General features: G+C 70.3%; 19 protein-coding genes. 12 read left to right on the top strand and 7 right to left on the bottom strand.

Going from position 1 to position 22,110, the window contains the following annotated elements:
- Nucleotides 1-94: 94 nt before the first annotated feature.
- A complete protein-coding gene (locus tag ACFY1E_RS18390) occupies nucleotides 95-997 on the bottom strand; it encodes a hypothetical protein (RefSeq protein WP_389076925.1) in 903 nt (300 codons plus the stop codon).
- A 338-nt stretch (nucleotides 998-1,335) separates the two neighbouring features.
- On the opposite strand from ACFY1E_RS18390, the gene rplM reads away from it, so the two are divergent.
- The 4 genes from rplM to ACFY1E_RS18370 all read left to right on the top strand — a co-directional run bounded on the left by rplM (nucleotide 1,336) and on the right by ACFY1E_RS18370 (nucleotide 4,514).
- The gene (gene rplM, locus ACFY1E_RS18385; protein ID WP_030930458.1) at nucleotides 1,336-1,779 is read left to right on the top strand and encodes a 50S ribosomal protein L13; all 444 of its coding nucleotides are present in this window, start codon (nucleotides 1,336-1,338) and stop codon (nucleotides 1,777-1,779) included.
- Nucleotides 1,780-1,821: 42 nt separating this feature from the next.
- On the top strand, nucleotides 1,822-2,343 hold the full coding sequence (rpsI, locus tag ACFY1E_RS18380; RefSeq protein ID WP_115906438.1) for a 30S ribosomal protein S9: 522 nt from the start codon (nucleotides 1,822-1,824) through the stop codon (nucleotides 2,341-2,343).
- A 165-nt stretch (nucleotides 2,344-2,508) separates the two neighbouring features.
- Nucleotides 2,509-3,867, top strand: coding sequence for a phosphoglucosamine mutase (glmM, locus tag ACFY1E_RS18375; RefSeq protein ID WP_389076923.1), 1,359 nt, complete (start codon nucleotides 2,509-2,511; stop codon nucleotides 3,865-3,867).
- A 116-nt stretch (nucleotides 3,868-3,983) separates the two neighbouring features.
- On the top strand, nucleotides 3,984-4,514 hold the full coding sequence (locus tag ACFY1E_RS18370) for a hypothetical protein (RefSeq protein WP_389076921.1): 531 nt from the start codon (nucleotides 3,984-3,986) through the stop codon (nucleotides 4,512-4,514).
- On the opposite strand, the gene ACFY1E_RS18365 is transcribed toward ACFY1E_RS18370, so the two are convergent.
- The 4 genes from ACFY1E_RS18365 to ACFY1E_RS18350 form a co-directional block, all read right to left on the bottom strand.
- Nucleotides 4,511-5,458: a DUF389 domain-containing protein gene (locus ACFY1E_RS18365; RefSeq protein WP_389076919.1), complete on the bottom strand. Its 948-nt coding sequence runs from the start codon at nucleotides 5,456-5,458 to the stop codon at nucleotides 4,511-4,513. The genes ACFY1E_RS18370 and ACFY1E_RS18365 overlap by 4 nt on opposite strands.
- A 29-nt stretch (nucleotides 5,459-5,487) precedes the next feature.
- Nucleotides 5,488-6,456, bottom strand: coding sequence for a type I pantothenate kinase (gene coaA, locus ACFY1E_RS18360; RefSeq protein WP_389076983.1), 969 nt, complete (start codon nucleotides 6,454-6,456; stop codon nucleotides 5,488-5,490).
- A gap of 141 nt (nucleotides 6,457-6,597) precedes the next feature.
- Nucleotides 6,598-7,320: a hypothetical protein gene (locus tag ACFY1E_RS18355; protein ID WP_389076918.1), complete on the bottom strand. Its 723-nt coding sequence runs from the start codon at nucleotides 7,318-7,320 to the stop codon at nucleotides 6,598-6,600.
- A 2-nt stretch (nucleotides 7,321-7,322) separates the two neighbouring features.
- Complete coding sequence (locus tag ACFY1E_RS18350) at nucleotides 7,323-12,335, bottom strand: RICIN domain-containing protein (protein WP_389076917.1); 5,013 nt, start codon at nucleotides 12,333-12,335, stop codon at nucleotides 7,323-7,325.
- Between the two features lie 298 nt (nucleotides 12,336-12,633).
- Here ACFY1E_RS18350 and glmS point away from each other — a divergent pair, with 298 nt between their 5' ends.
- The 3 genes from glmS to ACFY1E_RS18335 all read left to right on the top strand — a co-directional run bounded on the left by glmS (nucleotide 12,634) and on the right by ACFY1E_RS18335 (nucleotide 16,446).
- The gene (gene glmS / locus ACFY1E_RS18345; RefSeq protein ID WP_389076914.1) at nucleotides 12,634-14,481 is read left to right on the top strand and encodes a glutamine--fructose-6-phosphate transaminase (isomerizing); all 1,848 of its coding nucleotides are present in this window, start codon (nucleotides 12,634-12,636) and stop codon (nucleotides 14,479-14,481) included.
- 104 nt (nucleotides 14,482-14,585) lie between these two features.
- Entirely contained in the window at nucleotides 14,586-14,957 is a 372-nt protein-coding gene (locus ACFY1E_RS18340; protein WP_389076912.1) for a holo-ACP synthase, read from the top strand.
- Between the two features lie 16 nt (nucleotides 14,958-14,973).
- On the top strand, nucleotides 14,974-16,446 hold the full coding sequence (locus tag ACFY1E_RS18335; protein ID WP_389076909.1) for an NAD(P)H-hydrate dehydratase: 1,473 nt from the start codon (nucleotides 14,974-14,976) through the stop codon (nucleotides 16,444-16,446).
- A gap of 39 nt (nucleotides 16,447-16,485) precedes the next feature.
- On the opposite strand, the gene ACFY1E_RS18330 is transcribed toward ACFY1E_RS18335, so the two are convergent.
- Complete coding sequence (locus tag ACFY1E_RS18330; protein ID WP_389076907.1) at nucleotides 16,486-16,863, bottom strand: VOC family protein; 378 nt, start codon at nucleotides 16,861-16,863, stop codon at nucleotides 16,486-16,488.
- 128 nt (nucleotides 16,864-16,991) lie between these two features.
- Between ACFY1E_RS18330 and ACFY1E_RS18325 the strand changes: the two genes are divergently transcribed.
- The 5 genes from ACFY1E_RS18325 (at nucleotide 16,992) to ACFY1E_RS18305 (ending at nucleotide 21,302) form a co-directional block, all read left to right on the top strand.
- Nucleotides 16,992-17,810, top strand: coding sequence for a L,D-transpeptidase family protein (locus ACFY1E_RS18325; protein ID WP_389076905.1), 819 nt, complete (start codon nucleotides 16,992-16,994; stop codon nucleotides 17,808-17,810).
- A 62-nt stretch (nucleotides 17,811-17,872) separates the two neighbouring features.
- Nucleotides 17,873-19,042 carry an alanine racemase gene (alr, locus tag ACFY1E_RS18320; protein WP_389076903.1) on the top strand — a complete coding sequence of 390 codons (1,170 nt, stop codon included), beginning with the start codon at nucleotides 17,873-17,875 and terminating at the stop codon, nucleotides 19,040-19,042.
- A 174-nt stretch (nucleotides 19,043-19,216) separates the two neighbouring features.
- On the top strand, nucleotides 19,217-20,467 hold the full coding sequence (locus ACFY1E_RS18315) for an alpha/beta fold hydrolase (protein ID WP_389076901.1): 1,251 nt from the start codon (nucleotides 19,217-19,219) through the stop codon (nucleotides 20,465-20,467).
- The gene (gene tsaE / locus ACFY1E_RS18310; protein WP_389076898.1) at nucleotides 20,433-20,978 is read left to right on the top strand and encodes a tRNA (adenosine(37)-N6)-threonylcarbamoyltransferase complex ATPase subunit type 1 TsaE; all 546 of its coding nucleotides are present in this window, start codon (nucleotides 20,433-20,435) and stop codon (nucleotides 20,976-20,978) included. The genes ACFY1E_RS18315 and tsaE overlap by 35 nt, the downstream gene beginning before the upstream one ends.
- 150 nt (nucleotides 20,979-21,128) lie before the next feature.
- Entirely contained in the window at nucleotides 21,129-21,302 is a 174-nt protein-coding gene (locus tag ACFY1E_RS18305; protein ID WP_389076896.1) for a hypothetical protein, read from the top strand.
- A 9-nt stretch (nucleotides 21,303-21,311) separates the two neighbouring features.
- On the opposite strand, the gene ACFY1E_RS18300 is transcribed toward ACFY1E_RS18305, so the two are convergent.
- Nucleotides 21,312-21,866: a hypothetical protein gene (locus ACFY1E_RS18300; protein ID WP_389076894.1), complete on the bottom strand. Its 555-nt coding sequence runs from the start codon at nucleotides 21,864-21,866 to the stop codon at nucleotides 21,312-21,314.
- Nucleotides 21,867-22,110 lie beyond the last annotated feature (244 nt).

Genomic DNA, 22,110 nt, shown 5'->3' with positions numbered 1-22,110 from the left:
GCTCCGGCAGATTCAGTACCGCAGCAACCTCATCGACGGCTGCCTCAAGGAAACCGGCCTCACCCCCACGACATCACGGCAACAACGTCAGTAGTTACTGGTTCGCCGCTGCCGACGCCTGGGCCTCGCCGCGGGCGTGGATCTGGCGGAAGGTGTACAGCTGCAGGTCGTTGCCGGTCTTGAAGACGGACGTGGACTGGTTGGTGACGTCCTTGCCGTTGGTGAAGCCGACGGTGGCGAAGTAGGCGTAGCGGCCGATGGAGTTGGCTGTCGTGAGGCACCGGGCGGCGTTGCAGAAGGCCTTCACTCCGTTGCCCGCCAGCGGCGTGACGAAGGACTTCTTGTGTGCCTTGGCTGCTGCGTCCGACTGGGCCCTCGCGTTGGCCGCCTTTGCCTCGGTGTCGAAGACGGCCACGCCGACGGTCACCGCGACACCGTCCTTGCTGTAGGTGACGCGCAGCAGGCGGGTGCAGCCGTTGCCGGTGAGGATCTTCGAGAGGCTGTCCTGGGCGGCCGAGGCGCAGTTCCTGGTGTCGGCCGTGGCGCCCCGCTTGTAGACGTTCGACTCCATGGTCAGCTGCGCGAGCGGGAAGAGGTTCTGCACGCTGAGCGGGGCCGTGTCCTTGGCCTTGCTGGCGATGAACTCCTTCGGGTCCAGCGGGGGCGGGGCGCTGGTCGGGGCGAAGGAGGGCGCGGAGGCGCTGCCGCTCGGGATGGCGCCGCCGGCGGGCAGGTTGGACGGGTTGCCCGAGGCCTCGTTCTTGTCGTTCGCCGAGACGACGGCCATGGCGACCGCGGTGCCGATCGCGATCGTGGCGAGCGCGCCGCCGCCGATGAACAGCAGCCGGCGCCTCTTGTTGCGCGTCTCGGAGGCCTCGGCGAGCGCTGCCCAGTCCGGGGTCTGGCCGTCGTCGCCGCCGCTGGTCCACGGCTGCTGGGAGTGCGGTTTCCAGGGGTCCCACTGGGACTGCGGTCCCCCCTGCTGCCCAAAGCTCATGGGGCGCATCTTAGACGGGAGGCGGAGGGTGCCGGTGTGCCTCCGGTGGAGCCGCCGGGGACCTTTCCGGCAGGGGGGAACATCTCGGTCTCCGCACGTTCTGCGGGGCGCGGCGGCGGCCTCGTTTTGACCCGTCTGGGGCAGCGCTAGTACCCTTGCGGTTTGTTATGCGTATTGGCTTGGTCGCTCTCCGGCGGAAGGCCCTTACGTAGGTTCCCTGGAGCAGTTACCAGTGGGCGGCATACGGGCAGTGGGCCCGGCTTCTGTCGCCCCCAGCTGCATGATCGCTTCAAGGATGCCTTGTGTCAGCACCCATCCCTGAAGAAGAAGGCTGAGAAGTGCGTACGTACAGCCCTAAGCCCGGCGATGTGACTCGCCAGTGGCACGTCATTGACGCTCAGGACGTCGTCCTGGGTCGTCTCGCCACGACCGCCGCATCGCTCCTGCGTGGCAAGCACAAGCCGATCTACGCCCCGCACGTCGACACCGGTGACTTCGTCATCATCATCAACGCCGACAAGGTGCACCTCTCCGGCAACAAGCGGACCCAGAAGATGGCGTACCGCCACTCCGGCTACCCGGGTGGTCTGCGCTCGGTCCGCTACGACGACCTCCTCGCGAACAACCCCGAGAAGGCCGTCGAGAAGGCCGTCAAGGGCATGCTCCCCAAGAACACCCTGGGCCGTCAGATGCTCTCCAAGCTGAAGGTCTACTCGGGCGACCAGCACCCGCACGCTGCCCAGCAGCCGGTGCCGTTCGAGATCACCCAGGTCGCGCAGTAAGTCCGGCCACCCCCTAAGACTGAAGAGAATCTGAGGAGAATCGTGGCCGAGACCACCGTTGAGCAGCCGGTCGAAGAGACTGAGCTCGTCGACATCGACAGCTACACCACCGAGTCCGAGGTCCCCGTCGAGGGCGAGTACACCTCGGAGTCCCTCGCGTCCCGCTTCGGCGAGCCCCAGCCGGCCGCCGGCCTGGGCCGCCGCAAGAACGCCATCGCCCGCGTCCGGATCGTCCCGGGCACCGGCAAGTGGAAGATCAACGGTCGCACCCTCGAGGACTACTTCCCGAACAAGGTGCACCAGCAGGAAGTCAACGAGCCCTTCAAGGTGCTCGAGCTCGAGGGCCGTTACGACGTCATCGCCCGCATCGCGGGTGGCGGTGTCTCCGGTCAGGCCGGCGCGCTCCGTCTCGGTGTCGCCCGTGCGCTGAACGAGGCCGACGTCGACAACAACCGCGGCCCGCTCAAGAAGGCCGGCTTCCTCCGCCGCGACGACCGTGCGGTCGAGCGCAAGAAGGCCGGTCTGAAGAAGGCCCGCAAGGCCCCGCAGTACAGCAAGCGCTAAGCAGCTTCGCTGCCTGCTCGTACGTACGCCCCGGCGGCACGCCTCAGTGCTGTCGGGGCGTTCGTTTATCCCCGTCGGGGGCGTATAACGGCACAAGACCCTCAACGGCTTGTGTGATGGGCTGCCGGTACGCCTGCGACAACTGACGTTTCCTCAGGAGGACAAGTGGGACGACTCTTCGGCACGGACGGCGTGCGCGGCGTCGCCAACGCGGACCTGACGGCGGAGATGGCGCTCGGCCTCTCCGTTGCCGCGGCGCACGTACTGGCCGAGGCGGGCACCTTCGAGGGCCACCGGGCGACGGCGGTCGTCGGGCGGGACCCGCGCGCGTCCGGAGAGTTCCTGGAGGCCGCCGTGGTCGCCGGCCTCGCCAGTGCCGGTGTGGACGTCCTGCGCGTCGGCGTGCTGCCCACTCCTGCCGTGGCGTATCTCACGGGCGCGCTCGGCGCCGACCTGGGCGTCATGCTCTCCGCCAGCCACAACGCCATGCCCGACAACGGCATCAAGTTCTTCGCCCGCGGCGGCCACAAGCTCGCCGACGAGCTCGAGGACAAGATCGAGGCCGTGTACGAGTCCCACCGGCACGGCGAGCCCTGGGAGCGGCCGACCGGAGCGGGCGTCGGGCGGGTGCGGTCGTACGACGAGGGCTTCGACCAGTACGTCGCGCATCTCATCGGCGTGCTCCCGAACCGGCTCGACGGGCTGAAGATCGTCCTCGACGAGGCCCACGGTGCCGCGGCTGGGGTGTCGCCGGAGGCGTTCTCGCGGGCCGGTGCCGAGGTGGTCACGATCGGCGCCGAGCCGGACGGGCTCAACATCAACGACGGCTGCGGCTCGACCCATCTCGACCTGCTGAAGGCCGCCGTCGTCGAGCACGGTGCCGCGCTCGGCATCGCGCACGACGGGGACGCGGACCGCTGCCTCGCCGTGGACCACACCGGTGCGGAGGTCGACGGCGACCAGATCCTGGCCGTGCTGGCGCTCGCGATGCGGGAGCGGGGCGTACTGCGCGAGGAGACCGTTGTCGCCACCGTCATGTCCAACCTGGGCTTCAAGCTGGCGCTGGAGCGGGAGGGGCTGCATCTCGTCCAGACGGCGGTCGGGGACCGGTATGTGCTGGAGGAGATGAAGGAGCACGGGTACGCGCTCGGCGGTGAGCAGTCCGGGCACGTGATCATCCTGGATCACGCGACCACCGGTGACGGCACGCTGACCGGGCTGCTGCTGGCGGCCCGGGTCGCCGAGACCGGCCGTACGCTCAAGGACCTCGCGGGAGTCATGGAGCGGCTGCCGCAGGTGCTGATCAATGTGCCGGACGTGGACCGCACACGGGTGAGGACCTCCGCGGAGCTGGCGGCCGCCGTGGCCGAGGCCGAGCGGGAACTGGGGTCCACCGGGCGGGTGTTGCTGCGGCCGTCGGGGACCGAGCCGTTGGTGCGGGTGATGGTCGAGGCCGCGGACATCGACCAGGCCCGGGCCGTGGCCGGGCGGCTCGCCGATGTGGTGAAGTCGGCGCTGGGTTAGAGCCGACCGGGATCACCCGAAGGCCGTAACATAATGTGCCGAATGGGTTACTGATTGTTTCACTGACGTCGAGGCCGCCTGTGCGTGGCGTCCCCGACGGAAGTGAGAAAGGCACCATGAAGACAATCAGCAGCACCCTGAAGCGAGCGGCGGTTCCGGCCCTGGTGGCGAGTCTCGCCGTCCCTGCCCTCGCCACCCCGGCCGCGGCCCAGACGCCCGGCTCCACCGCGTTCCGTCTCTTCGGCATGGTGATCCTCAGCGCGCGTTCAGGCGCGGCCAACCAGGTCACGGCCAGTACGTCCACCGGTCGTGTGATCCTCACGGACTCCACGGGCATCGCGCTGGGGCCGGGTTGCACCCGGTTGTCCGCCACCAGCGTCGACTGCGGCAGCGTCGCCGGCACCTCCCAGCTCTCCATCGGGCTGGGTGACCTGAACGACAGCTTCGACGGGAGAAGCGTTTCGTTGCGCACCCTCGTCGACGCCGGCACGGGCTCCGACACCGTGGCGACCGGCAGTGGCAACGACACGATCGGAGTGAGCGGCGACTCGCCCGCCGTCGACACGGTGAGCTGTGACGGCGGCTCCGACGCGGTGTTCGCCGACCCCGGCGACAGCGTCGCCGCGGACTGCGAGTCGCGCTCCTAGACGCCGCCCGCCCTGGCCGTGCGTTCACGCTGCCTGGCCCAGAGCCATTTCTGGGCCAGGAGTGTGAGGGTGCCGGCCAGGACGATGCCGAGCAGGTTCAGCAGGAGCTGCTCGGTGGAACCCCAGGCCTGTTTGTACTCGTCGTAGGCGAAGGCCACTGCCGCGTTCGCGGCGGCCGGGACCGTGGTCACCGAGATGGCCACGCCCACCAGGGCGCCCGACTTCGCCGAGGTGAGGGAGAGGGTGCCGGCTGCTCCGGCCAGTACCGCGACGACGAACGAGAACGCGTCGGGGCGGTAGATGAAGTTGGTGTTGGGGCGTTCGGCTTCCAGCCGGACCTTGGTGAACAGGTCGACGCCGTCCATGGAGTAGGTGAAGCCGACCGTCACCAGCATGGCGACCGCGAAGCCGATGAGCAGCGCGGTCAGCGAGCGCAGGGCGAGACGCGGATGGCGTTGCACCAGCGCCGTGCAGATCCCGGCCAGCGGGCCGAACTCCGGGCCCACCGCCATCGCACCCACGATCAGAATTGCGTTGTCGAGCACGACACCGCAGGCCGCGATCATCGTGGCGAGCGTGAGGAAGGCGACGTAGGTGACGGAGAGCGTGGACTCCTCGTGCGTCGCGTCGGTGAGGTGCTCCCACAGCACCGCGTCCGCGCCCTCGCCGGGTGCCTCCGCCTCGGCCTTGTCGGCACGCTTCGACAGCGACAGATCGATGTTCTCCACGGCGATGGATCCGGTGCGGTCGAGCTCCAACGCCCTGAGTTCGCCGATGAGTTCGTCGCCCGCCTCGCGTGCGACGTCGCACATCACGACATCGCCGACGGGGTTGCGGGCGGCTCCCGGTATCACGACGAGATGCGTCGTGCCGACGGTCCTCTCGATCAGGCGGACCACGTCGTCCGTCTTGTCGGACGGTGTGATCAGGCGCAGATGCAGCATGGTCCTTTTTAACAGGCCCTGTTACGGCTTCACAGTTTGCGCAGACGCAGACGCTGGACCTTGTGGTCCGGGCCCTTGCGGACGACCAGGGTGGCCCGGCCACGGGTCGGGGCGATGTTCTCCACCAGGTTGGGCTTGTTGATGGTGCGCCACTGGGTGCGGGCGTACTCCAGGGCCTCCTCCTCGGACACCTGCGTGTACTTGCGGAAGTACGAGTGCGGGTCCTGGAACGCCGTCTGACGCAGCTTCTTGAACCGGTTGAGGTACCAGCGTTCGACGTCCTCGGGGCTGGCGTCGATGTACACGCTGAAGTCGAAGAAGTCGGCGAGACCGACGCGGGTGCGGCCGTCCTTGCCGGGGAGGGCGGGCTGCAGGACGTTCAGGCCCTCCACGATCAGGATGTCCGGGCGGCGGACCGTGAGCCGCTGGTCGGGGACGATGTCGTAGATGAGGTGGGAGTAGACGGGGGCCGTCACCTCGTCCTTGCCCGCCTTGATGTCGGCGACGAAGCGGGTCAGGGCGCGGCGGTCGTAGGACTCCGGGAAACCCTTCCGCGACATCAGGCCGCGGGCCTGGAGCTCCCTCGTGGGCAGCAGGAAGCCGTCGGTCGTGACGCGCTCGACGCGGGGGTGCTCGGGCCAGCGGGAGAGCAGGGCCTGCAGGAGGCGGGCGACGGTCGACTTGCCGCCGGCCACGGAGCCGGCGACCCCTATGACGAAGGGCGTGCCGGACTGGGTGCCCTGTTCGCCGAGGAAGGTGTTCAGGGCGCCTCTGAGGCCGTCGGTGGCGCCGACGTAGAGGTTGAGGAGCCGGGACAGCGGCAGGTAGATGTCCCGCACCTCGTCGAGGTCGATGACGTCGCCGAGGCCGCGGACCTTCTCGACCTCCTCGGCGGTGAGGGGGAGCGGCGTCTTGTCACGCAGCGCGCTCCACTCGGAACGGGTGAGGTCGACGTAGGGAGTCGCCTCCGGCCTGGGCCGGTGGGCGCTCCGGGGCATCGAGGAGACCGGTGAGATCACAGTCCATTGTTAACGGAGTTTGAACGGGGGTGCGGGGTGGGGTGCGTCACGTGGGCCGGGTACGGACATGCCACAGGGGCGGGCGGACTCCCTCTGTCCACCCGCCCCTGTGTCCCAGCGTCAGTCGGTTCGGTCGTTGAGCCCTTCACGTACGACCCAACGCGGGTAACCGAACCGCTCACCGAGGGCGACGAACCTGCGGTATGTGTCGCCATCGGCCGGCACCGGCACGAAGTAGGCCTTCACCGCGCGCAGGAAGAACCGGTAGCCGAGGTCGGCGCACGCCTCGGCGACCACCCGCTCCAGTGCGAGGACCAGGTCGGTCACCGGAGTTCCGAACGGAGGATGCTCCGCGGCGTGGCCGAGGTGCTCCGCAGTCGAGTGGATCACCCGGAGGACGGCCTGCCTCAGTTCCTCGTCCACCACCGGATGTGGCGGCGGAGGGACGAACGCGGGATCTTCCCGGCGCACTCGGGCCAGCCATGCCTCTTCGGCGCGCTGCAGCCAGGAACGGGCGCTGATGCCGTACTCGGCGGGATCGAAGAGGCCGTGGGTCGCCCCGAGCCATGCCGTTCGAATCGTGTCGTCCGGGAGCGACGACCGCAGGAGCCGCTGGACATCCTGGCCCAACTGCACGGCCCTGGAGCGGTCGAACTCGTCGACGGCCAGTTCCGCGAAGCCGAGCCATTCCGCGAGGGGCCCGTCCTCGGGGCGGGGGTGTCGGTCGGGCTCCCGGTCGTACATGTCCACCACCCTCCACCGCGAGGCGACCCAGGTCAGCCCGATGTCCGTCACGTAGACGTCCTCCAGGTACCCGTTCTCGGGATCCTTCTCCTCGGTCAAGATCACCCTTCCAGATAGGAGGTGTAGACGACCCACTTGCCGTGCGGGTGCTCTGCGTTCTTCTTGCCGATGTACTTCAGCTGCACGATGACCCAGTCGGTGTCGACAGCACTCTTCACCGCTTCAGTGCCGTTACGCACCCATTTATCGCCCAGCTTGACTGACATGTCCCGCACCTCCCAGCGGATGGTCTTGAGGTCCGTCTGAGGGTCGAAGCGGCCGCCCTTGCCGAGCTTCTGGGCGATCTTGTTCTGCCAGGTGTTCAGCTCGGTCAGATGGTCCGGGTGGTGGTCCAGCCACTGCGTGATGGCCTTGTCGACGGCTTCGGCGGCGACGTCCTGGCTGGCCCATCGGGTCGCGATGCCCCGCCTGTTGTTCGGGTCCAGCGCCTTCGCCGCCATTTGGGCGTCCGTCTTGTTCACGTGATCGCCGAGGGTGTGAGCGCCTTCGATGTCCTCGTCGGCGATGATGTTCACACAGTTGTGGACGAGAACGCTCTGAGGGTGGGCACCTACGGTGCTGACGTAGAAGGTGTGAATGCCGTCGACCGTCAGGTCGTAGACCTCGCGAGGCGTCAGACCGGTCCGGTCCTTCACGGCCGTGACGATGCGGAACGTACCGTCCGGCGTACGTAGGCTGTCGCCCACGCGCAAGGCGGAGACCAGCGTCCAGCCGTGATCCTTGACGAAGAAGCGGTGGCCTGCCGTGCTGGAGAGCACCCCGTCACCCACCGTGATGTCCACCAGCCGCCGGGTGTCGTGCCGCATCGTGTCGGTCACGGGTCGCGCCGACGGCTGGCCGGTCTCCGGATCCGTGGCGCGGACCAGGTCCCCGACATGTATGTCGCGGATCGCCTTGTGGGATCCGTCTGCCATGAGGACCTGAGTGTCGCCCGGGAAACTGTTCCGGGGGCACGCGGTCGTGATCTCCTCGTAGAGCTCGACCTCCCTCTCGATCGCGGCGACCGCCGCCGCGTCCACGCCGTCGAGCGCCTTGAGCGCCTTGAACGCGTCCCGGATGCCGACGCCGGTGACGAACGCGGCGTCCACGGCCCGCAGTGCTTCCGCGATGGGTCGGATGATCTTGCCCGCGAACAGGCTCGCGACGTCCAGGGACGCCCAGGCGCAGCCACCCCAGCTGCCGCCCTCGAAACCGGAGGTGAACTTCTGGGCGCACTTGATCCAGCTGCCGAAGAGGATGTCGACGGGATCGACGCCGTCCTGCCACTCGGCGATCGTGATGTTGTGCGTCACCTCCTGGGACAGTTCCTTGGTCCGGACCTCGCCGAGGTACTTCGTCGCGTTGGAGGGGCACATGAACTTCTGCGGGTCCAGATCCTGTGCGGTGCACAGGTACAGGTCGAGGACGGCCTTGTACTTGATCTTCGTGGTGATCGTGCAGTTGCCCGTGTAGGCGAGGTGGTTCCACCAGTGGTCGCAGCCGTCGGTCTTCTTGATGACCTCCGGATCGCCGACCTTCTCGATGTGGTCGATGACGTAGAACACCTTGCCGATCGAGTGGCCGTTCTCGTCGGGAACGGTTCCGTCGCTGATCTGCTTGCCCTTGGCGGCCTTCTCGGCCCTGTCGGCTGCCTCCTGTGCCTCCTTGGCGTACTTGGCGGCGTCCTTCGCCGCTTGTTCGGCCTCGGTGGCGGCGGCGTCGGCGCGGTCGGCCGCCGCGCGGGCGTCCTTGGCGTCCTGTTCGGCCTGGCTGGCGGCCGTCCGGGCGGCTTCGGCGTCGAGAGCGGCGGCGTCGGCCGAGTCGCGGGCTTCCTTGGCGTAGCCCTCGGCGTTGCCTGCGGCGGTGTCGGCTGCTGCCGCGTCGTCTGCGGCTTGTTTGTCGTAGTCGATGGTGCGGGCCAGGGAGGCTGAGGCTGCTGCGGCAGCCTTGGCGGCGTCGGCCGCGTAGCCGAGGGCTTCCTTGGAGTAGGTGCGCGCGTCGGCGGCGTACTGGGCGGCGTTCGCCGCGTGCTGGTAGGCCTCCTTGGCGTCGCCCTTGGCCTGGTCGGCGAGGTTCTTCGCCGCCTGGGCCTCGGCTGCGGCGTTCTTGGCGTGGGCGTCGGCGACCGCCTGCTGCTGCTCCGCGATGGACTTCGATGCCTGGCCGGTCAGGACGACCAGACCGGCGGCCGAGTCGGTGTCGACGTAGGCGGAACCGAGCTGGATGGCGTCGTTGGCCGGGTTGGCGACCTGCTTTGCTGCTTCTCCGGCGTCCACGGCGGCCTGGGCGGTGACGTGGGCGTAGCCCGCCGCCTTCGCGGAGGCCGCGAGGGCGTTGCCGGCCTCGGTGTTGGCGGCGTCGGCCTGGGTCTTGGCGTCCTTGGCGTGCTGCTCGGCCTCGTCGGCCAGCTTCACCGCGGTCTTCGCCTCGGTGGCGGCGTCCTGGGAGGCCTTGATGGCGTCGGCTGCGGCGCTGGTGGCTGTCTTGACGGCCGCGTCCGCCTTCAGCTTGTCCGCCTGGGCGGCATCCGCGTCGGAGCGGGCGCGCTTGGCCGCCGCCTCGGCGCGGGTTGCTGCCGCGTCGGCGTCGGCGGCTGCCTGGGTGGCGGCATCCGCCTCGGAACGGGCCCTGGTCGCCGCGGCTTCAGCGTCGTCGGCGGCATTGTCCGCGTCGTTGGCGGCGGAGCGGGCGGCGTCCGCGGCGTCCCCGGAGTCCAGGGAGTCGGCGTAGGCGTCCTTGGCGTCGGCCTTGGCGCGGGCTGCGGCGGCCTTCTGCTCCGCGTCCCACGCGTCGTCGCGCATGGCCTTGGCGTGGTCCTTGGCCGTGACCGCGTCGTCGCGCTTGCCCTCGGCGGTCTTCTCGGCGGCCTCGGCCTTGTCCTTGGCGTCCTTCGCGGCGGTCGCCTGGGTCTCGGCGTTCTTCTTGTGCTCGGCGGCCTCGGCCTGCTTGGCCGCGGCGGTCTCCTTCTCCGCCTTGGCCGTCTTCTCCTCGGCCTCGGCGGCGAGCCGCTTGGCGTGGGCGTCGGCGGCAGCCGCCTTCGCGTCACCTTCGGCCTTCAGAGCGGTGGTGAGCTTGGCCTCCGCGGTCTCCTTGTCGGCCTTGGCGTTGTCGCGGTGGATCTTGGCCGCGTCCGCCGCGGCCTTGGCCTGCAGCTCGGCCGCCTCGGCGGCCTTCTTGCGGAACTCCGCCTTCGACTGCGCCGCCTGCGCCAGGGCACGCTGCGCGATCGTCTCGCTGTCCCCGGCCGCGGCACGGGTCGCGGCCTCCGCCGTCTCACCGGCCTTCTCCAGCGCCTGCAGCGCGGCAGCCGCACCCTTGGTGACCTGGTCCTTCTGCAGACCGACCAGCAGACCACGACCCCGCGGCGCACCGGCCGCATCAGCGATGCCGTATGCCGCCTGCAGCGCGGTGTCCGACGTGGTCGCGGCCTTCTGCCCGGCCGTCAGCTGCGCCTTGAGTACGGCCAGCTGGCTCTTCGCGGCGCTCTGGGCGGCTGTGAGACCGGCCTTGGCCTTGGTGAACTGGGCCTTGTCCGGATAGCCCAGCTTGTCGTCGCCGGTGTGTCCCTCGGGGACGAGGCGGAACTTCTGCGCGGAGGAGCCGTTGCAGGTCGACAGCACGGCGTCTTTGCTGTTGTCGAACGTCGGCAGGTGCAGGCACTTGCCGGTGGCCGCGTTGAGCAGCGGGCCGGCGCTGCGCACATCGAACTTCCACTGCTGGGCCTTGGCGCTGCCGCAGTCGCGGATCTGGATCTTCGTGCCGTTGGCGTTGTTGCCGTTCAGCACCTCAAGGCACTTGAAGGAGTTCGGGTTGACCAGGGTGTAGCCGCCGTCGTAGCTGCCCAGCAGCTGCCACTTCTGGGAGGCGCCGCCGTTGCAGGTGTAGACCTGGACCGGGGTGCCGTTGGTCTTGCCGGCGCCCTGGACGTCGAGGCACTTTCCGGAAGCGCCCGGCACCTGGATGACCAGCGGGGCGTCACCGATGTAACCGATGCCGCCGGGGGACCAGTAGTCCTGCCAGCGGGTGATGTGGTCGGCAACCCAGGAGTGCCCGAGCATGTCGCTGAGGGCCTTCGCGCCCTTGGCCAGGGCGTCGACGGCGGTCTTGTTCGCGTCCAGGATCTGGTTGCGCTGGGCGGCCTGGGAGGAGACCTCCTGCTGCCATTCGCCGGCCGCGGTGGAGGTGATGTCGCCCAGTACGTTGTCCGGATCCAGCGGGTCACGCCAGCCGCAGGCCGCGAACCGGGACTTCACGTCCTCGACCGCGATGCGGTACTCCGGCGTGCCCGGCTGCGGGGCACTGCGCGGGAAGCCGCCGGAGGACAGGAAGATGCGGGCGTCGTCGGCGCCCGCGTTGTGGGATGGGCCGCCGTGCATCCACTGGAAGGCGTCGTGCTCGGCGAGTGCCCGGTCCCAATCCTGCTGGTGGGTCGCCCAGTCGGGGTCCTTGCCGTAGAGCGGGCTGCCGACGGCGTCGACGGCCTTGAGGGTCGCGTCGTCGGCCTTCGGAGTGTCGTCCTCGTAGAAGTCGTAGTCGTTCAACCAGAACCGGTCGGCGACCCACTTGCCCAGACCGGTCTGGTTGTCAAAGCTCTGCTCGCCGTCGGGCGGCCAGTGGAACCCGGTCACCGTGAATCCGCCGGGGGTCTCCAGGCTCTCGAGAGGCTTCTTCCACCCGTCCCGCTGAGCAGCGAGATCGTCCATCTGCTTGCTCGCCGCGTCCCGGTCCTTCTGGTATGCCACGGCCAGCGGCGTCTGCTCCCAGCTCTTGCGGTCCGCCAGGACGTGCAGCTTGTCGGGCGGCTGGTTGAGGCCGTCCTGCGCGGTCGCGGCCATCGTCGGCCCGCCCAGCCGCAGTACGTGGGCCATCAGGCACTGGTCCTGCCGCAACTGCTCAGCGGGGGTGTCGTCGTACCAGGGAGAGGAATCGCCCGCCGGTTCGGCGTGCAGCCCGGCCAGGCCGGGCTGCACCGCGACACCGGCCAGGACGGCCAGTGCGGCGACGGACGTGACGGCGGAGGTGAACTTCTGTGATCTTCGTTTTCCGGGCAGGCGGAACCATGGTCTGGGGTGCATGGAGGCATCCCTTTCTGCATTCAGCCAGGGGTGCAGGCCGGAAAGGCGTATGACGGCATGGCGACGCAACCCCTCCCCGTGAGCGACGGCGTTCCCCCGGTCGCTGACTGATGTGCGCGTGAAGGCGGAATGGTCAGGTTCGGCCCATACGCGGCGACAGCATAGGCATGTACACGCGGAACCGCACAAGGTTTCCGTTCCGGCTGGATCGCCGTAGGCCTTCGCACCCCGGTGAAATTTCCGAATTCGGGCAAGCGGAGGGCGGTTTCGCGCGCCGTCGGATCGTAGGCTGCCGCCCATGTGCGGAATCGTGGGATACGTGGGGTCGCAGTCGGCGCTCGAGGTCGTGATGGCCGGGCTGAAGCGGCTGGAGTACCGGGGGTACGACTCGGCGGGTGTCGCCGTGCTCGCGGACGGCGGGCTGGCGGCCGCGAAGAAGGCCGGGAAGCTGGTGAACCTGGAGAAGGAGCTGGTGGACCGGCCGCTGCCGACGGGCTCGACCGGGATCGGGCACACGCGGTGGGCCACGCACGGCGGACCTACGGATCCCAACGCGCATCCGCACCTCGACAACGCGGGGCGGGTCGCCGTCGTCCACAACGGGATCATCGAGAACTTCGCCGGGCTGCGGGCCGAGTTGGAGGAGCGGGGACATGACCTCGCCTCCGAGACGGACACCGAGGTGGTCGCGCATCTGCTCGCCGAGGAGTTCTCGGCCTGCGCGGATCTCGCGGAGGCGATGCGGCTGGTGTGCCGGCGGCTGGAGGGGGCGTTCACCCTGGTCGCGGTGCATGCCGATGAGCCGGATGTGGTCGTGGGCGCGCGGCGGAACTCACCGCTCGTGGTGGGCGTGGGGAACGGCGAGGCGTTCCTTGCCTCCGATGTCGCCGCCTTCATCGACCACACCCGGTCGGCGGTCGAGCTGGGGCAGGACCAGGTCGTCGAGCTGCGGCGTGACGGGGTGACGGTGACGGGCTTCGACGGCAGCCCGGCCGACGTGCGCTCGTACCACGTCGACTGGGACGCCTCCGCCGCGGAAAAGGGCGGCTACGACTACTTCATGCTCAAGGAGATCGCCGAGCAGCCCAAGGCGGTCGCCGACACGCTGCTGGGGCGCATCGACGCGGGGGGCTCGCTGACGCTGGACGAGGTCCGGATCAGCGCCGCCGAACTGCGGGAAGTCGACAAGGTGGTGATCGTGGCGTGCGGTACGGCATTTCATGCCGGGCTCATCGCCAAGTACGCCATCGAGCACTGGACGCGGATTCCGTGCGAGGTGGAACTCGCGAGCGAGTTCCGGTATCGGGATCCGATCCTCGGGGCGAGGTCGCTGGTGATCGCGATTTCGCAGTCCGGCGAGACCATGGACACGCTGATGGCGCTGCGGCATGCGCGGGAGCAGGGCTCCAAGGTGCTGGCCATCTGCAACACCAATGGGTCGACCATTCCCCGGGAATCGGATGCGGTGCTGTACACGCATGCGGGTCCGGAGGTGGCCGTCGCGTCCACCAAGGCGTTCCTGACGCAGCTTGTGGCCTGTTATCTGGTTGCCCTGTATCTGGGGCAGGTGCGGGGCACCAAGTGGGGCGACGAGATCGGGGCCGTCATCCGCGACCTCTCGCAGATCTCCGGTGAGGTCGAGCGGGTGCTGGAGACCATGGAGCCGGTACGGGAGCTTGCGCGCTCGCTCGCCGACAAGAACACGGTGCTGTTCCTGGGGCGTCATGTGGGGTATCCGGTCGCGCTGGAAGGGGCTCTGAAGCTGAAGGAGCTCGCCTATATGCATGCGGAGGGGTTTGCGGCGGGGGAGCTGAAGCACGGGCCGATCGCGTTGGTCGAGCCCGATCTGCCCGTGGTGGTGGTCGTGCCCTCACCTCGGGGGCGGTCCGTTCTCCACGACAAGATCGTGTCCAACATCCAGGAGATCCGGGCGCGCGGGGCGCGGACGATCGTGATCGCGGAGGAGGGGGACGAGGCGGTCGTGCCGTACGCCGACCATCTCGTACGGATCCCTGCGACGCCGACGCTGCTGCAGCCGCTGGTGGCCACGGTGCCGCTGCAGGTCTTCGCATGTGAACTTGCGACGGCCCGCGGCAACGAGGTGGACCAGCCGCGGAATCTCGCGAAGTCGGTGACGGTGGAGTGAGCCGGCTGCCGACAGCTGCATCGGCCGTCACCGCGAGCCACGAGGGTGATCTGGTCGCCGGGGAGTCCGAGCTGAGGGCGGACGGCGGATCGTAGAGTGCCCGAATGAGCATCATCGGCGTCGGTATCGACGTGGCCGAGATCGAGCGGTTCGAGGCGTCGCTCAAGCGGACGCCCGGGATGGCGGAACGGCTGTTCCTGGAGAGCGAGTTGCTGCTGCCCAGCGGCGAGCGTCGGGGTGTGGCCTCGCTCGCCGCCCGGTTCGCCGCCAAGGAAGCGCTGGCCAAGGCGCTGGGTGCGCCGCCCGGGCTGCTCTGGACGGATGCCGAGGTCGTCGTCGAGGACAGTGGGCAGCCTCGGCTGCGGGTGCAGGGGACCGTCGCGGCGCGGGCGGCCGAGCTGGGGGTGCGGTCCTGGCACGTGTCGCTGAGCCATGACGCCGGGGTGGCCTCGGCGGTGGTGATCGCCGAGGGCTGAGGGCAGACTCGACCCCATGCGTACTGCGTACAGCGTGGAGACGGTAAGGGCAGCAGAGCGGGAGCTCATGGCGCGGCTACCCGAGGGGGCGTTGATGCAGCGGGCGGCTGCCGGGCTCGCCGCCGCTTGTGCCGATCTGATCGGGCGGGTCTACGCCAGCCGAGTCGTACTGCTCGTCGGGAGCGGCGACAACGGGGGCGACGCACTGTATGCCGGGGCGCGGCTGGCCCGGCGGGGGGCGGCCGTTGCGGCCGTGTTGCTGGCGCCCGAACGGGCCCATTCCGGAGGACTTGCCGCCCTGCTGCGCGCCGGAGGGCGGATCGTGGGCGGCGGGGCAGGGGCCGGCGCTGCCGCCTCCGCCGGGGTCGGTGCCGTCGAAGAGGCGATCCTTCGGGCCGATCTCGTCGTCGACGGGATCGTCGGGATCGGGGGGACGGGCGGACTTCGGCCCGAGGCCGCGCAGTTGGCCGCTTGCGTCGAAGAGTCCGGTGCCGCCGTCGTCGCCGTCGATCTGCCGAGCGGTGTCGACGCCGACACCGGGGAGGTGCGCGGTGCCGCCGTCCGCGCCGATCTCACCGTCACGTTCGGGACGCACAAGCCCGGACTGCTGATCGATCCCGCGCGGGAGTACGCCGGGTCGGTGCGGCTCGTCGACATCGGGCTCGGGGAGGTGCTGCCCGCCGAGCCGGAGCTGGAGGCCCTGCAGCACGCGGACGTGGCGCGGTTGCTGCCCGTGCCCGGTGCCGAGAGTGACAAGTACCGGCGAGGGGTGGTGGGGATCGCCGCCGGGTCCGCGCGCTATCCCGGGGCCGCTGTCCTCGCCGTGTCCGGGGCGCTGAGGGGCGGCGCGGGGGCCGTGCGGTACGTCGGGCCCGCCGGGGACGCCGTCGTCTCGCGGTTCCCGGAGACCCTCGTATCGGATCAGGGGCCCGCGAAGGCCGGGCGGGTGCAGGCGTGGGTGGTCGGGCCCGGCGCGGGGGACGACGCCGCGACCGTGGCCGAGGTGCTGGAGGCGGACGTGCCCGTGCTCGTCGACGCGGACGGGCTGCGGCTTGCCGAACGGGATGCCGTACGGGCCCGTAGCGCCCCCACGCTCATGACCCCGCACGCCGGGGAGGCCGCCGCGCTGCTCGGTGTGGCGCGGGAGGAGGTCGAGGGGGCGCGGCTGGCCTCGGCGCGAGAACTCGCCTCGCGGTACGGGGCGACCGTGCTGCTCAAGGGGTCCACCACGCTCGTCGCCGATTCGGACGGTGGGGTCGTACGGGTGAATGCGACCGGGACGCCCTGGCTCGCCACCGCGGGCAGTGGGGATGTGCTCTCGGGACTCGCCGGGTCGCTGCTGGCGTCCGGGCTCTCCGCGCTCGACGCGGGGAGTGCGGCGGCGTATCTGCACGGGTTGGCCGGGCGGTTCGCCGCCGACGGGGCGCCGGCCGGGGCGCACGACGTGGCCGAGGCCATTCCGGGGGCGTGGCGGGACGTGCGGAACTGACCGACCGTCGGCAGGTGGTCGGTCGTTCTTCCGCAAGCCCTACCGCAGGTCCTGCGCCAGGCTGAGGATGTTTCCCTCGCTGTCCTTGAACCAGGCGCCGCGCATGCCTGCGCCCTCCGCCACGCCGTTCACCGTCTTCAGGCCCGGCAGGTCGTACTCCTCGAAGGTCACGCCGCGGCCGCGCAGTTCCGTCATCTCCGCGTCGAGATCGCCGACGACCCAGCCGGCCAGGGTGTGGGCGGCCTGGCCGCCGCTCGGCGTCGTGTAGAGGACGAACCGGGCACCACCGGACTCGAAGAGCGCGGTGTCCTGCCGGTCGTCGATGAGCTTGAGGCCGAGCGTGTCGCCGTAGAAGTGCTTGGCCCTGTCGATGTCGGTCGCCGGGATGACGGCGTTGAGCGGTGTGTCTGCCAGCATCTCCACCACCTCCGTTCCCAGCCTAGGCCGGGGGGTGCGAGCCGTCGCCCCGGGCGGCGCTCGTCGGAAAGGGTGAACCCGCCGCGCGCCGCTCCCGGCCTGTCGGCCCTGCGCGTTTCTCTGATTGCATGATCAATGGACACGTGATCAATAGAAATTTTGCGCATATCGTCTGCCAGGGTGCCGCGGTCGTGCTCGCCGCCGTCACGGTCCTCCCTGTCAGCGCCCTTTCGGCCTCCGCCGCGCCCCCGCCTCCGCATCCGAGGGCGGGCTCGGTTCACCGGCCCGCCGACGACGAGGATGCCGTGGCGGACGGGGACCTCGTCGAGGTCGTGCCGCACCAGGACGTCACCGGGAAGGTGAAGTGCAGCCGGAGGACCGGGCCGTATCAGCGGGCGGTCGAGAAGTGGCTGAAGCTGAAGGTGGACGGGAAGCAGTCGGCCGCCGACTGCCGGGCCGTCCGGGACTTCCAGGAGCAGCACGGGATCAGGCCCGCGATCGGGTTCGCCGGGCCCGCCACCTGGGCCACCATGCAGCTCATCTCCGCCAGGGACGATCCGAACGCGAAGCACAAGTGCCCCGTGCGGAAGCGGCGGGTCGCGTGTGTCGATCTCGACCGGCAGGTGACCTGGGTGCAGAAGGGCGGTGACGTGGTCTACGGGCCCGTCCCGATGCGCAGCGGGCGGGTCGGGCATGCCACCAGGACCGGATGGCACAAGATCTACTGGAAGCACAAGAACCACTGGTCGACGCTCTACGACGCGCCCATGCCCTATGCCCAGTTCTTCAGCGGTGGGCAGGCCTTCCACGGCGTCCACGACAGCATCTACACCACCCTCGGCTCCTGGGGGTGCATCAATCTGCGGCTGGACGACGCCCGGAAGCTGTGGCGGGTGCTGAAGAAGGGCGACCGGGTGTATGTGTGGGGACACCGGCCCGGGAAGTAGGCGCCTGGACGGGGACCGGTGCCTCGGGGGGTGTCCGACCCCTCTGAGACACTGGGGGCGCCATGACTGAGACAGCAGCTGCCCCGACCGCGCCCCTGCGCGCCCGCGCCGAGATCGACCTGGCCGCCCTGCGCGCCAACGTGCGGACCTTGCGCGCCCTCGCGCCGGGCGCTGCCCTCATGGCCGTGGTCAAGTCCGACGCGTACGGCCACGGGGCCGTGCCGTGCGCCCGGGCCGCCGTGGCGGCGGGGGCCGCATGGCTGGGGACCGCCACGCCCGAGGAGGCGCTCGCACTGCGGGCCGCCGGGCTGCCCGGACGCATCATGTGCTGGCTGTGGACGCCGGGCGGGCCCTGGCGGGAGGCCGTCGAGGCCGACATCGATGTGTCGGTGAGCGGGATGTGGGCGCTGGCCGAGGTCACCGAGGCCGCCCGGGCGGCGGGCATCCCCGCGCGCGTACAGCTCAAGGCGGACACCGGGCTGGGGCGGGGCGGCTGTCAGCCGGGGGAGGACTGGGCCGAGCTGGTCGCGGCCGCCCTGCGCGCCGAAGCCGAAGGGACCGTCCGCATCACCGGACTCTGGTCCCACTTCGCGTGCGCCGACGAACCCGGCCACCCCTCCATCGACCTCCAGCTCACCCGCTTCCGCGAGATGCTCGCCTACGCCGAGGGCCGGGGCGTACGCCCCGAGGTGCGGCACATCGCCAACTCGCCCGCCACGCTCACCCTCCCCGAGGCCCACTTCGACCTGGTACGCACCGGGATCGCCCTCTACGGCATCTCGCCCAGCCCCGAGCTGGGCAGCCCCGCCGACTTCGGGCTGCGTCCGGTGATGACACTGTCGGCCTCCATCGCGCTCGTGAAGCACGTTCCGGGGGGCCACGGCGTCAGTTACGGGCATCACTACGTCACCCCCGGCGCGACGACCCTCGGACTCGTGCCCGTGGGGTACGCCGACGGCGTTCCCCGGCACGCCTCCGGGACCGGCCCCGTGCTGGTCGGCGGCAAGTGGCGGACCGTCGCCGGGCGGGTCGCCATGGACCAGTTCGTCGTCGACCTCGGCGGGGACGAGCCCGCGGTCGGCACCGAAGCGGTGCTGTTCGGGCCCGGCGACCGCGGCGAGCCCACCGCCGAGGACTGGGCGCAGGCGGCAGGAACCATCGCGTACGAGATCGTCACGCGGATCGGAACGCGCGTTCCCCGCGTCTACGTGAATGAGCAACAAAGCGGGTAACCGCACAGAGGCCCCGACGGCCCACGGACCGGCAGAAGTGCAGCACCCGTAAGCCGAGCAACATCGGGCAGTCGATCTACAGCGGTATCAACAGGCAACACGTGTAACGCAAGCAACACCTGCATCACCCGACCCAACGAACAGCAGTAATGATCCGGCGAAGAGGAGCGGTACGTGAGCGAGAGCAGTGCGGAGGCCGTCGCAGCCGTCGCAGCCGTCGCCTCCGCCACGGGGGCGGCCGGGAACTGGCGCAGGGCGACCGGCATCGCGGGCGCCGCGATAGGCGTGGTCGCCGCGGGCGCGGCGGCCGGAGTCGCCATAGAGCGGCTCACCGTCGGCCGCGGGATGCGGAAGAAGGCGCGGCTCGCGCTCGACTCGGCCGGACCGTACGGGGCGCTGCGCGGCACGCCCGGCAAGGCCACGGCCGACGACGGCACCGAGCTGTACTACGAGGTCGACGACATCGACCCCGACGCCGTGCCCGCGCTCGGCCCGCGCCGCCGCCGGCTGTTCGGCCGTAAGGCGCCCGCTCCCGTCACCGTCGTCTTCAGCCACGGCTACTGCCTCAACCAGGACTCCTGGCACTTCCAGCGTGCGGCCCTGCGCGGCGTCGTACGGACCGTGCACTGGGACCAGCGCAGCCACGGGCGGTCCGGGCGGGGCGTGCAGCAGGTGCAGGACGGGGTGCCGGTCAGCATCGACCAGCTGGGGCGCGATCTGAAGGCCGTCATCGACGCCGCCGCGCCGGACGGGCCCATCGTGCTCGTCGGGCACTCCATGGGCGGCATGACCGTGATGGCGCTGGCCGACCAGTATCCCGAGCTGATCCGGGAGCGGGTGGTCGCCACCGCCTTCGTCGGTACGTCGTCCGGGCGGCTCGGCGAGGTCAACTTCGGGCTGCCGGTCGCGGGCGTCAACGCGGTGCGGCGGGTGCTCCCCGGCGTGCTGAAGGCGCTGGGGCAGCAGGCCGCGCTGGTGGAGAAGGGGCGGCGGGCGACCGCCGATCTGTTCGCCGGGATCATCAAGCGGTACTCGTTCGCCTCGCGGGACGTCGACCCGGCCGTCGCGCGGTTCGCCGAGCGGATGATCGAGGGCACGCCGATCGACGTGGTCGCCGAGTTCTACCCGGCGTTCACGGAGCACGACAAGACCGAGGCGCTGGTGCACTTCGCGGACCAGCCGGTGCTGGTGCTGGCCGGGATCGGCGATCTCGTCACCCCCAGCGAGCACAGCGAGGCGATCGCCGACCTGCTGCCGGACGCCGAACTGGTGCTGGTCCCGGACGCAGGGCACCTGGTGATGCTGGAGCACCCGGAGGTGGTCACCGACCGGCTGGCCGACCTGCTCACCCGTGCGGGTGCCGTGCCGGCAGGAGCTACCGTGGGTGGCTATGGAAGCACCAGCAGCACCGCACAACCCGGCTGAGACCGAGGCCTCCGTGTCCCCCGCCCTGCCTTCTGTGGAGATCACCGTCACGGCCCCCGAGCAGATGCGGGACCTGGGCCGCCGCCTCGCCAAGCTGCTGCGCGCCGGTGATCTCGTGATGCTCAACGGGGAGCTCGGCGCGGGCAAGACGACGCTCACCCGCGGGCTGGGTGAAGGGCTCGGCGTGCGGGGCGCGGTCACCTCGCCGACCTTTGTGATCGCCCGTGTGCATCCGTCGCTGGGCGACGGTCCGCCGCTCGTGCACGTCGACGCGTACCGCCTGGGCGGCGGGCTCGACGAGATGGAGGACCTCGACCTCGACGTCTCGCTGCCCGAGTCGGTGATCGTCGTGGAGTGGGGCGAGGGCAAGGTCGAGGAGCTGACCGAGGACCGGCTGCACGTCGTCATTCACCGGGCCGTGGGAGACACGACGGATGAAGTCCGGCACGTGACGGTGACCGGGCTCGGGGATCGGTGGTCGGCGGTGGACCTGAGCGTGCTGTCCGCCTGACGGCCGCACGGTCGGCGCACGATTCCGTGAACGTTCCGACAAGACGTCGGCAAGATATTGCATTCGGTGTCTTGTGCGTGGTCACATGGTACCCAGTTCGTAGTTAGGTCTACCTAACTACGCCTGCCCCCGGGTCCTCAGGAGGCGTCCATGCCGGCCACCGAGAGCAACGCGCAGCCGCAGAAGCCGTACGCCGTCGTAGCCGGTGTGTCCATGCGCGAACTACTGGCGTCGTGCGCCGCGGCGGACGCGGTCTCGACCCCGCCGCGGCTGCCGGACCCCGAGTTGTCCGGGCCGCCGGCCCGGCACCGGGAAGCCGCGTAGGGGAGCCGCTCAGGGGATCACGGCGATCTGCGCGCCGATCGTGGCGAACTCCCACAGCGCGGCGCCGTCCTTGCGCGACTCGCGGATCCCGCCCGTGCGCACGGTCGGGTCGGGTGCCGCAGGCGAGGTTCCGACCGCCGCGCTGAAGCCGATGGGGACGCCTTCCACGCTGGTGAAACGCACGACGTGCTCGATGGCGGTGCCATCCGTGCCGATGGCGGAGTTCGAGCGGGAGGTCACCCCGTAGACGCCCGGCGCCGGGTCGACATTGCCCGGGGCGACCGTGAAGCTGCGCAGGACCTGGTTGCGCGCGTCGACCAGCCAGACCCGGTCGGAGCCCACCGAGTAGACGACCCGTTCCCCGGCGCCGGACGCGGCGGGCGGCAGGCCGGGGTTGCGCTGGGCGCCGGGTGCGCCCGGGACGGCCGCGGTGGGTGAGGCGCTCGCCTGGGGCTTGCCGAAGCCGGCCGGCGCGGTCACGGAGGCCCGGTAGCCGAGGAAGCCGACGGTGGCCAGGGCGGCCACGGTGAGCCCGAACACGAATCCGGAGCTGCTCCTCGCCACGACCGCCACCTGCCCCATTCGCCTCGAAGGTCATGCTTTGCGGCGACCGTAGCAGCCCGTACACGCCTGACCGGGGCGGCGATACCCGAGGCGGGCTCCCGTGTCGGCCGCCCGGCCTGCCCTGTGCGGGCCGGCGGGGCCTCCCTTTTGCGGTCGCCCGGTCCGCCACGCTCGGACAGGCTCGCGCGGAGGGCCTTGGTGCTGCGGGGGCGGCCTCTCCGGGCGGACGGGCCGGGGTTCGGGA

Source organism: Streptomyces sp. NPDC001604, from assembly GCF_042893475.1.
Lineage (GTDB): Bacteria > Actinomycetota > Actinomycetes > Streptomycetales > Streptomycetaceae > Streptomyces.
This window is presented reverse-complemented; position numbering and strand designations above follow the sequence as displayed.

Coding starts and splice junctions, on each gene's coding strand:
- ACFY1E_RS18305 (WP_389076896.1), top strand. CDS start 21,129: ATGCCGGCCACCGAGAGCAACGCGCAGCCGCAGAAGCCGTACGCCGTC.
- ACFY1E_RS18365 (WP_389076919.1), bottom strand. CDS start 5,458: ATGCTGCATCTGCGCCTGATCACACCGTCCGACAAGACGGACGACGTG.
- ACFY1E_RS18390 (WP_389076925.1), bottom strand. CDS start 997: ATGAGCTTTGGGCAGCAGGGGGGACCGCAGTCCCAGTGGGACCCCTGG.
- coaA (WP_389076983.1), bottom strand. CDS start 6,456: ATGCCCCGGAGCGCCCACCGGCCCAGGCCGGAGGCGACTCCCTACGTC.
- ACFY1E_RS18325 (WP_389076905.1), top strand. CDS start 16,992: ATGATCAATGGACACGTGATCAATAGAAATTTTGCGCATATCGTCTGC.
- ACFY1E_RS18350 (WP_389076917.1), bottom strand. CDS start 12,335: ATGCACCCCAGACCATGGTTCCGCCTGCCCGGAAAACGAAGATCACAG.
- ACFY1E_RS18330 (WP_389076907.1), bottom strand. CDS start 16,863: ATGCTGGCAGACACACCGCTCAACGCCGTCATCCCGGCGACCGACATC.
- ACFY1E_RS18335 (WP_389076909.1), top strand. CDS start 14,974: ATGCGTACTGCGTACAGCGTGGAGACGGTAAGGGCAGCAGAGCGGGAG.
- ACFY1E_RS18370 (WP_389076921.1), top strand. CDS start 3,984: ATGAAGACAATCAGCAGCACCCTGAAGCGAGCGGCGGTTCCGGCCCTG.
- ACFY1E_RS18340 (WP_389076912.1), top strand. CDS start 14,586: ATGAGCATCATCGGCGTCGGTATCGACGTGGCCGAGATCGAGCGGTTC.
- glmS (WP_389076914.1), top strand. CDS start 12,634: ATGTGCGGAATCGTGGGATACGTGGGGTCGCAGTCGGCGCTCGAGGTC.
- alr (WP_389076903.1), top strand. CDS start 17,873: ATGACTGAGACAGCAGCTGCCCCGACCGCGCCCCTGCGCGCCCGCGCC.
- tsaE (WP_389076898.1), top strand. CDS start 20,433: ATGGAAGCACCAGCAGCACCGCACAACCCGGCTGAGACCGAGGCCTCC.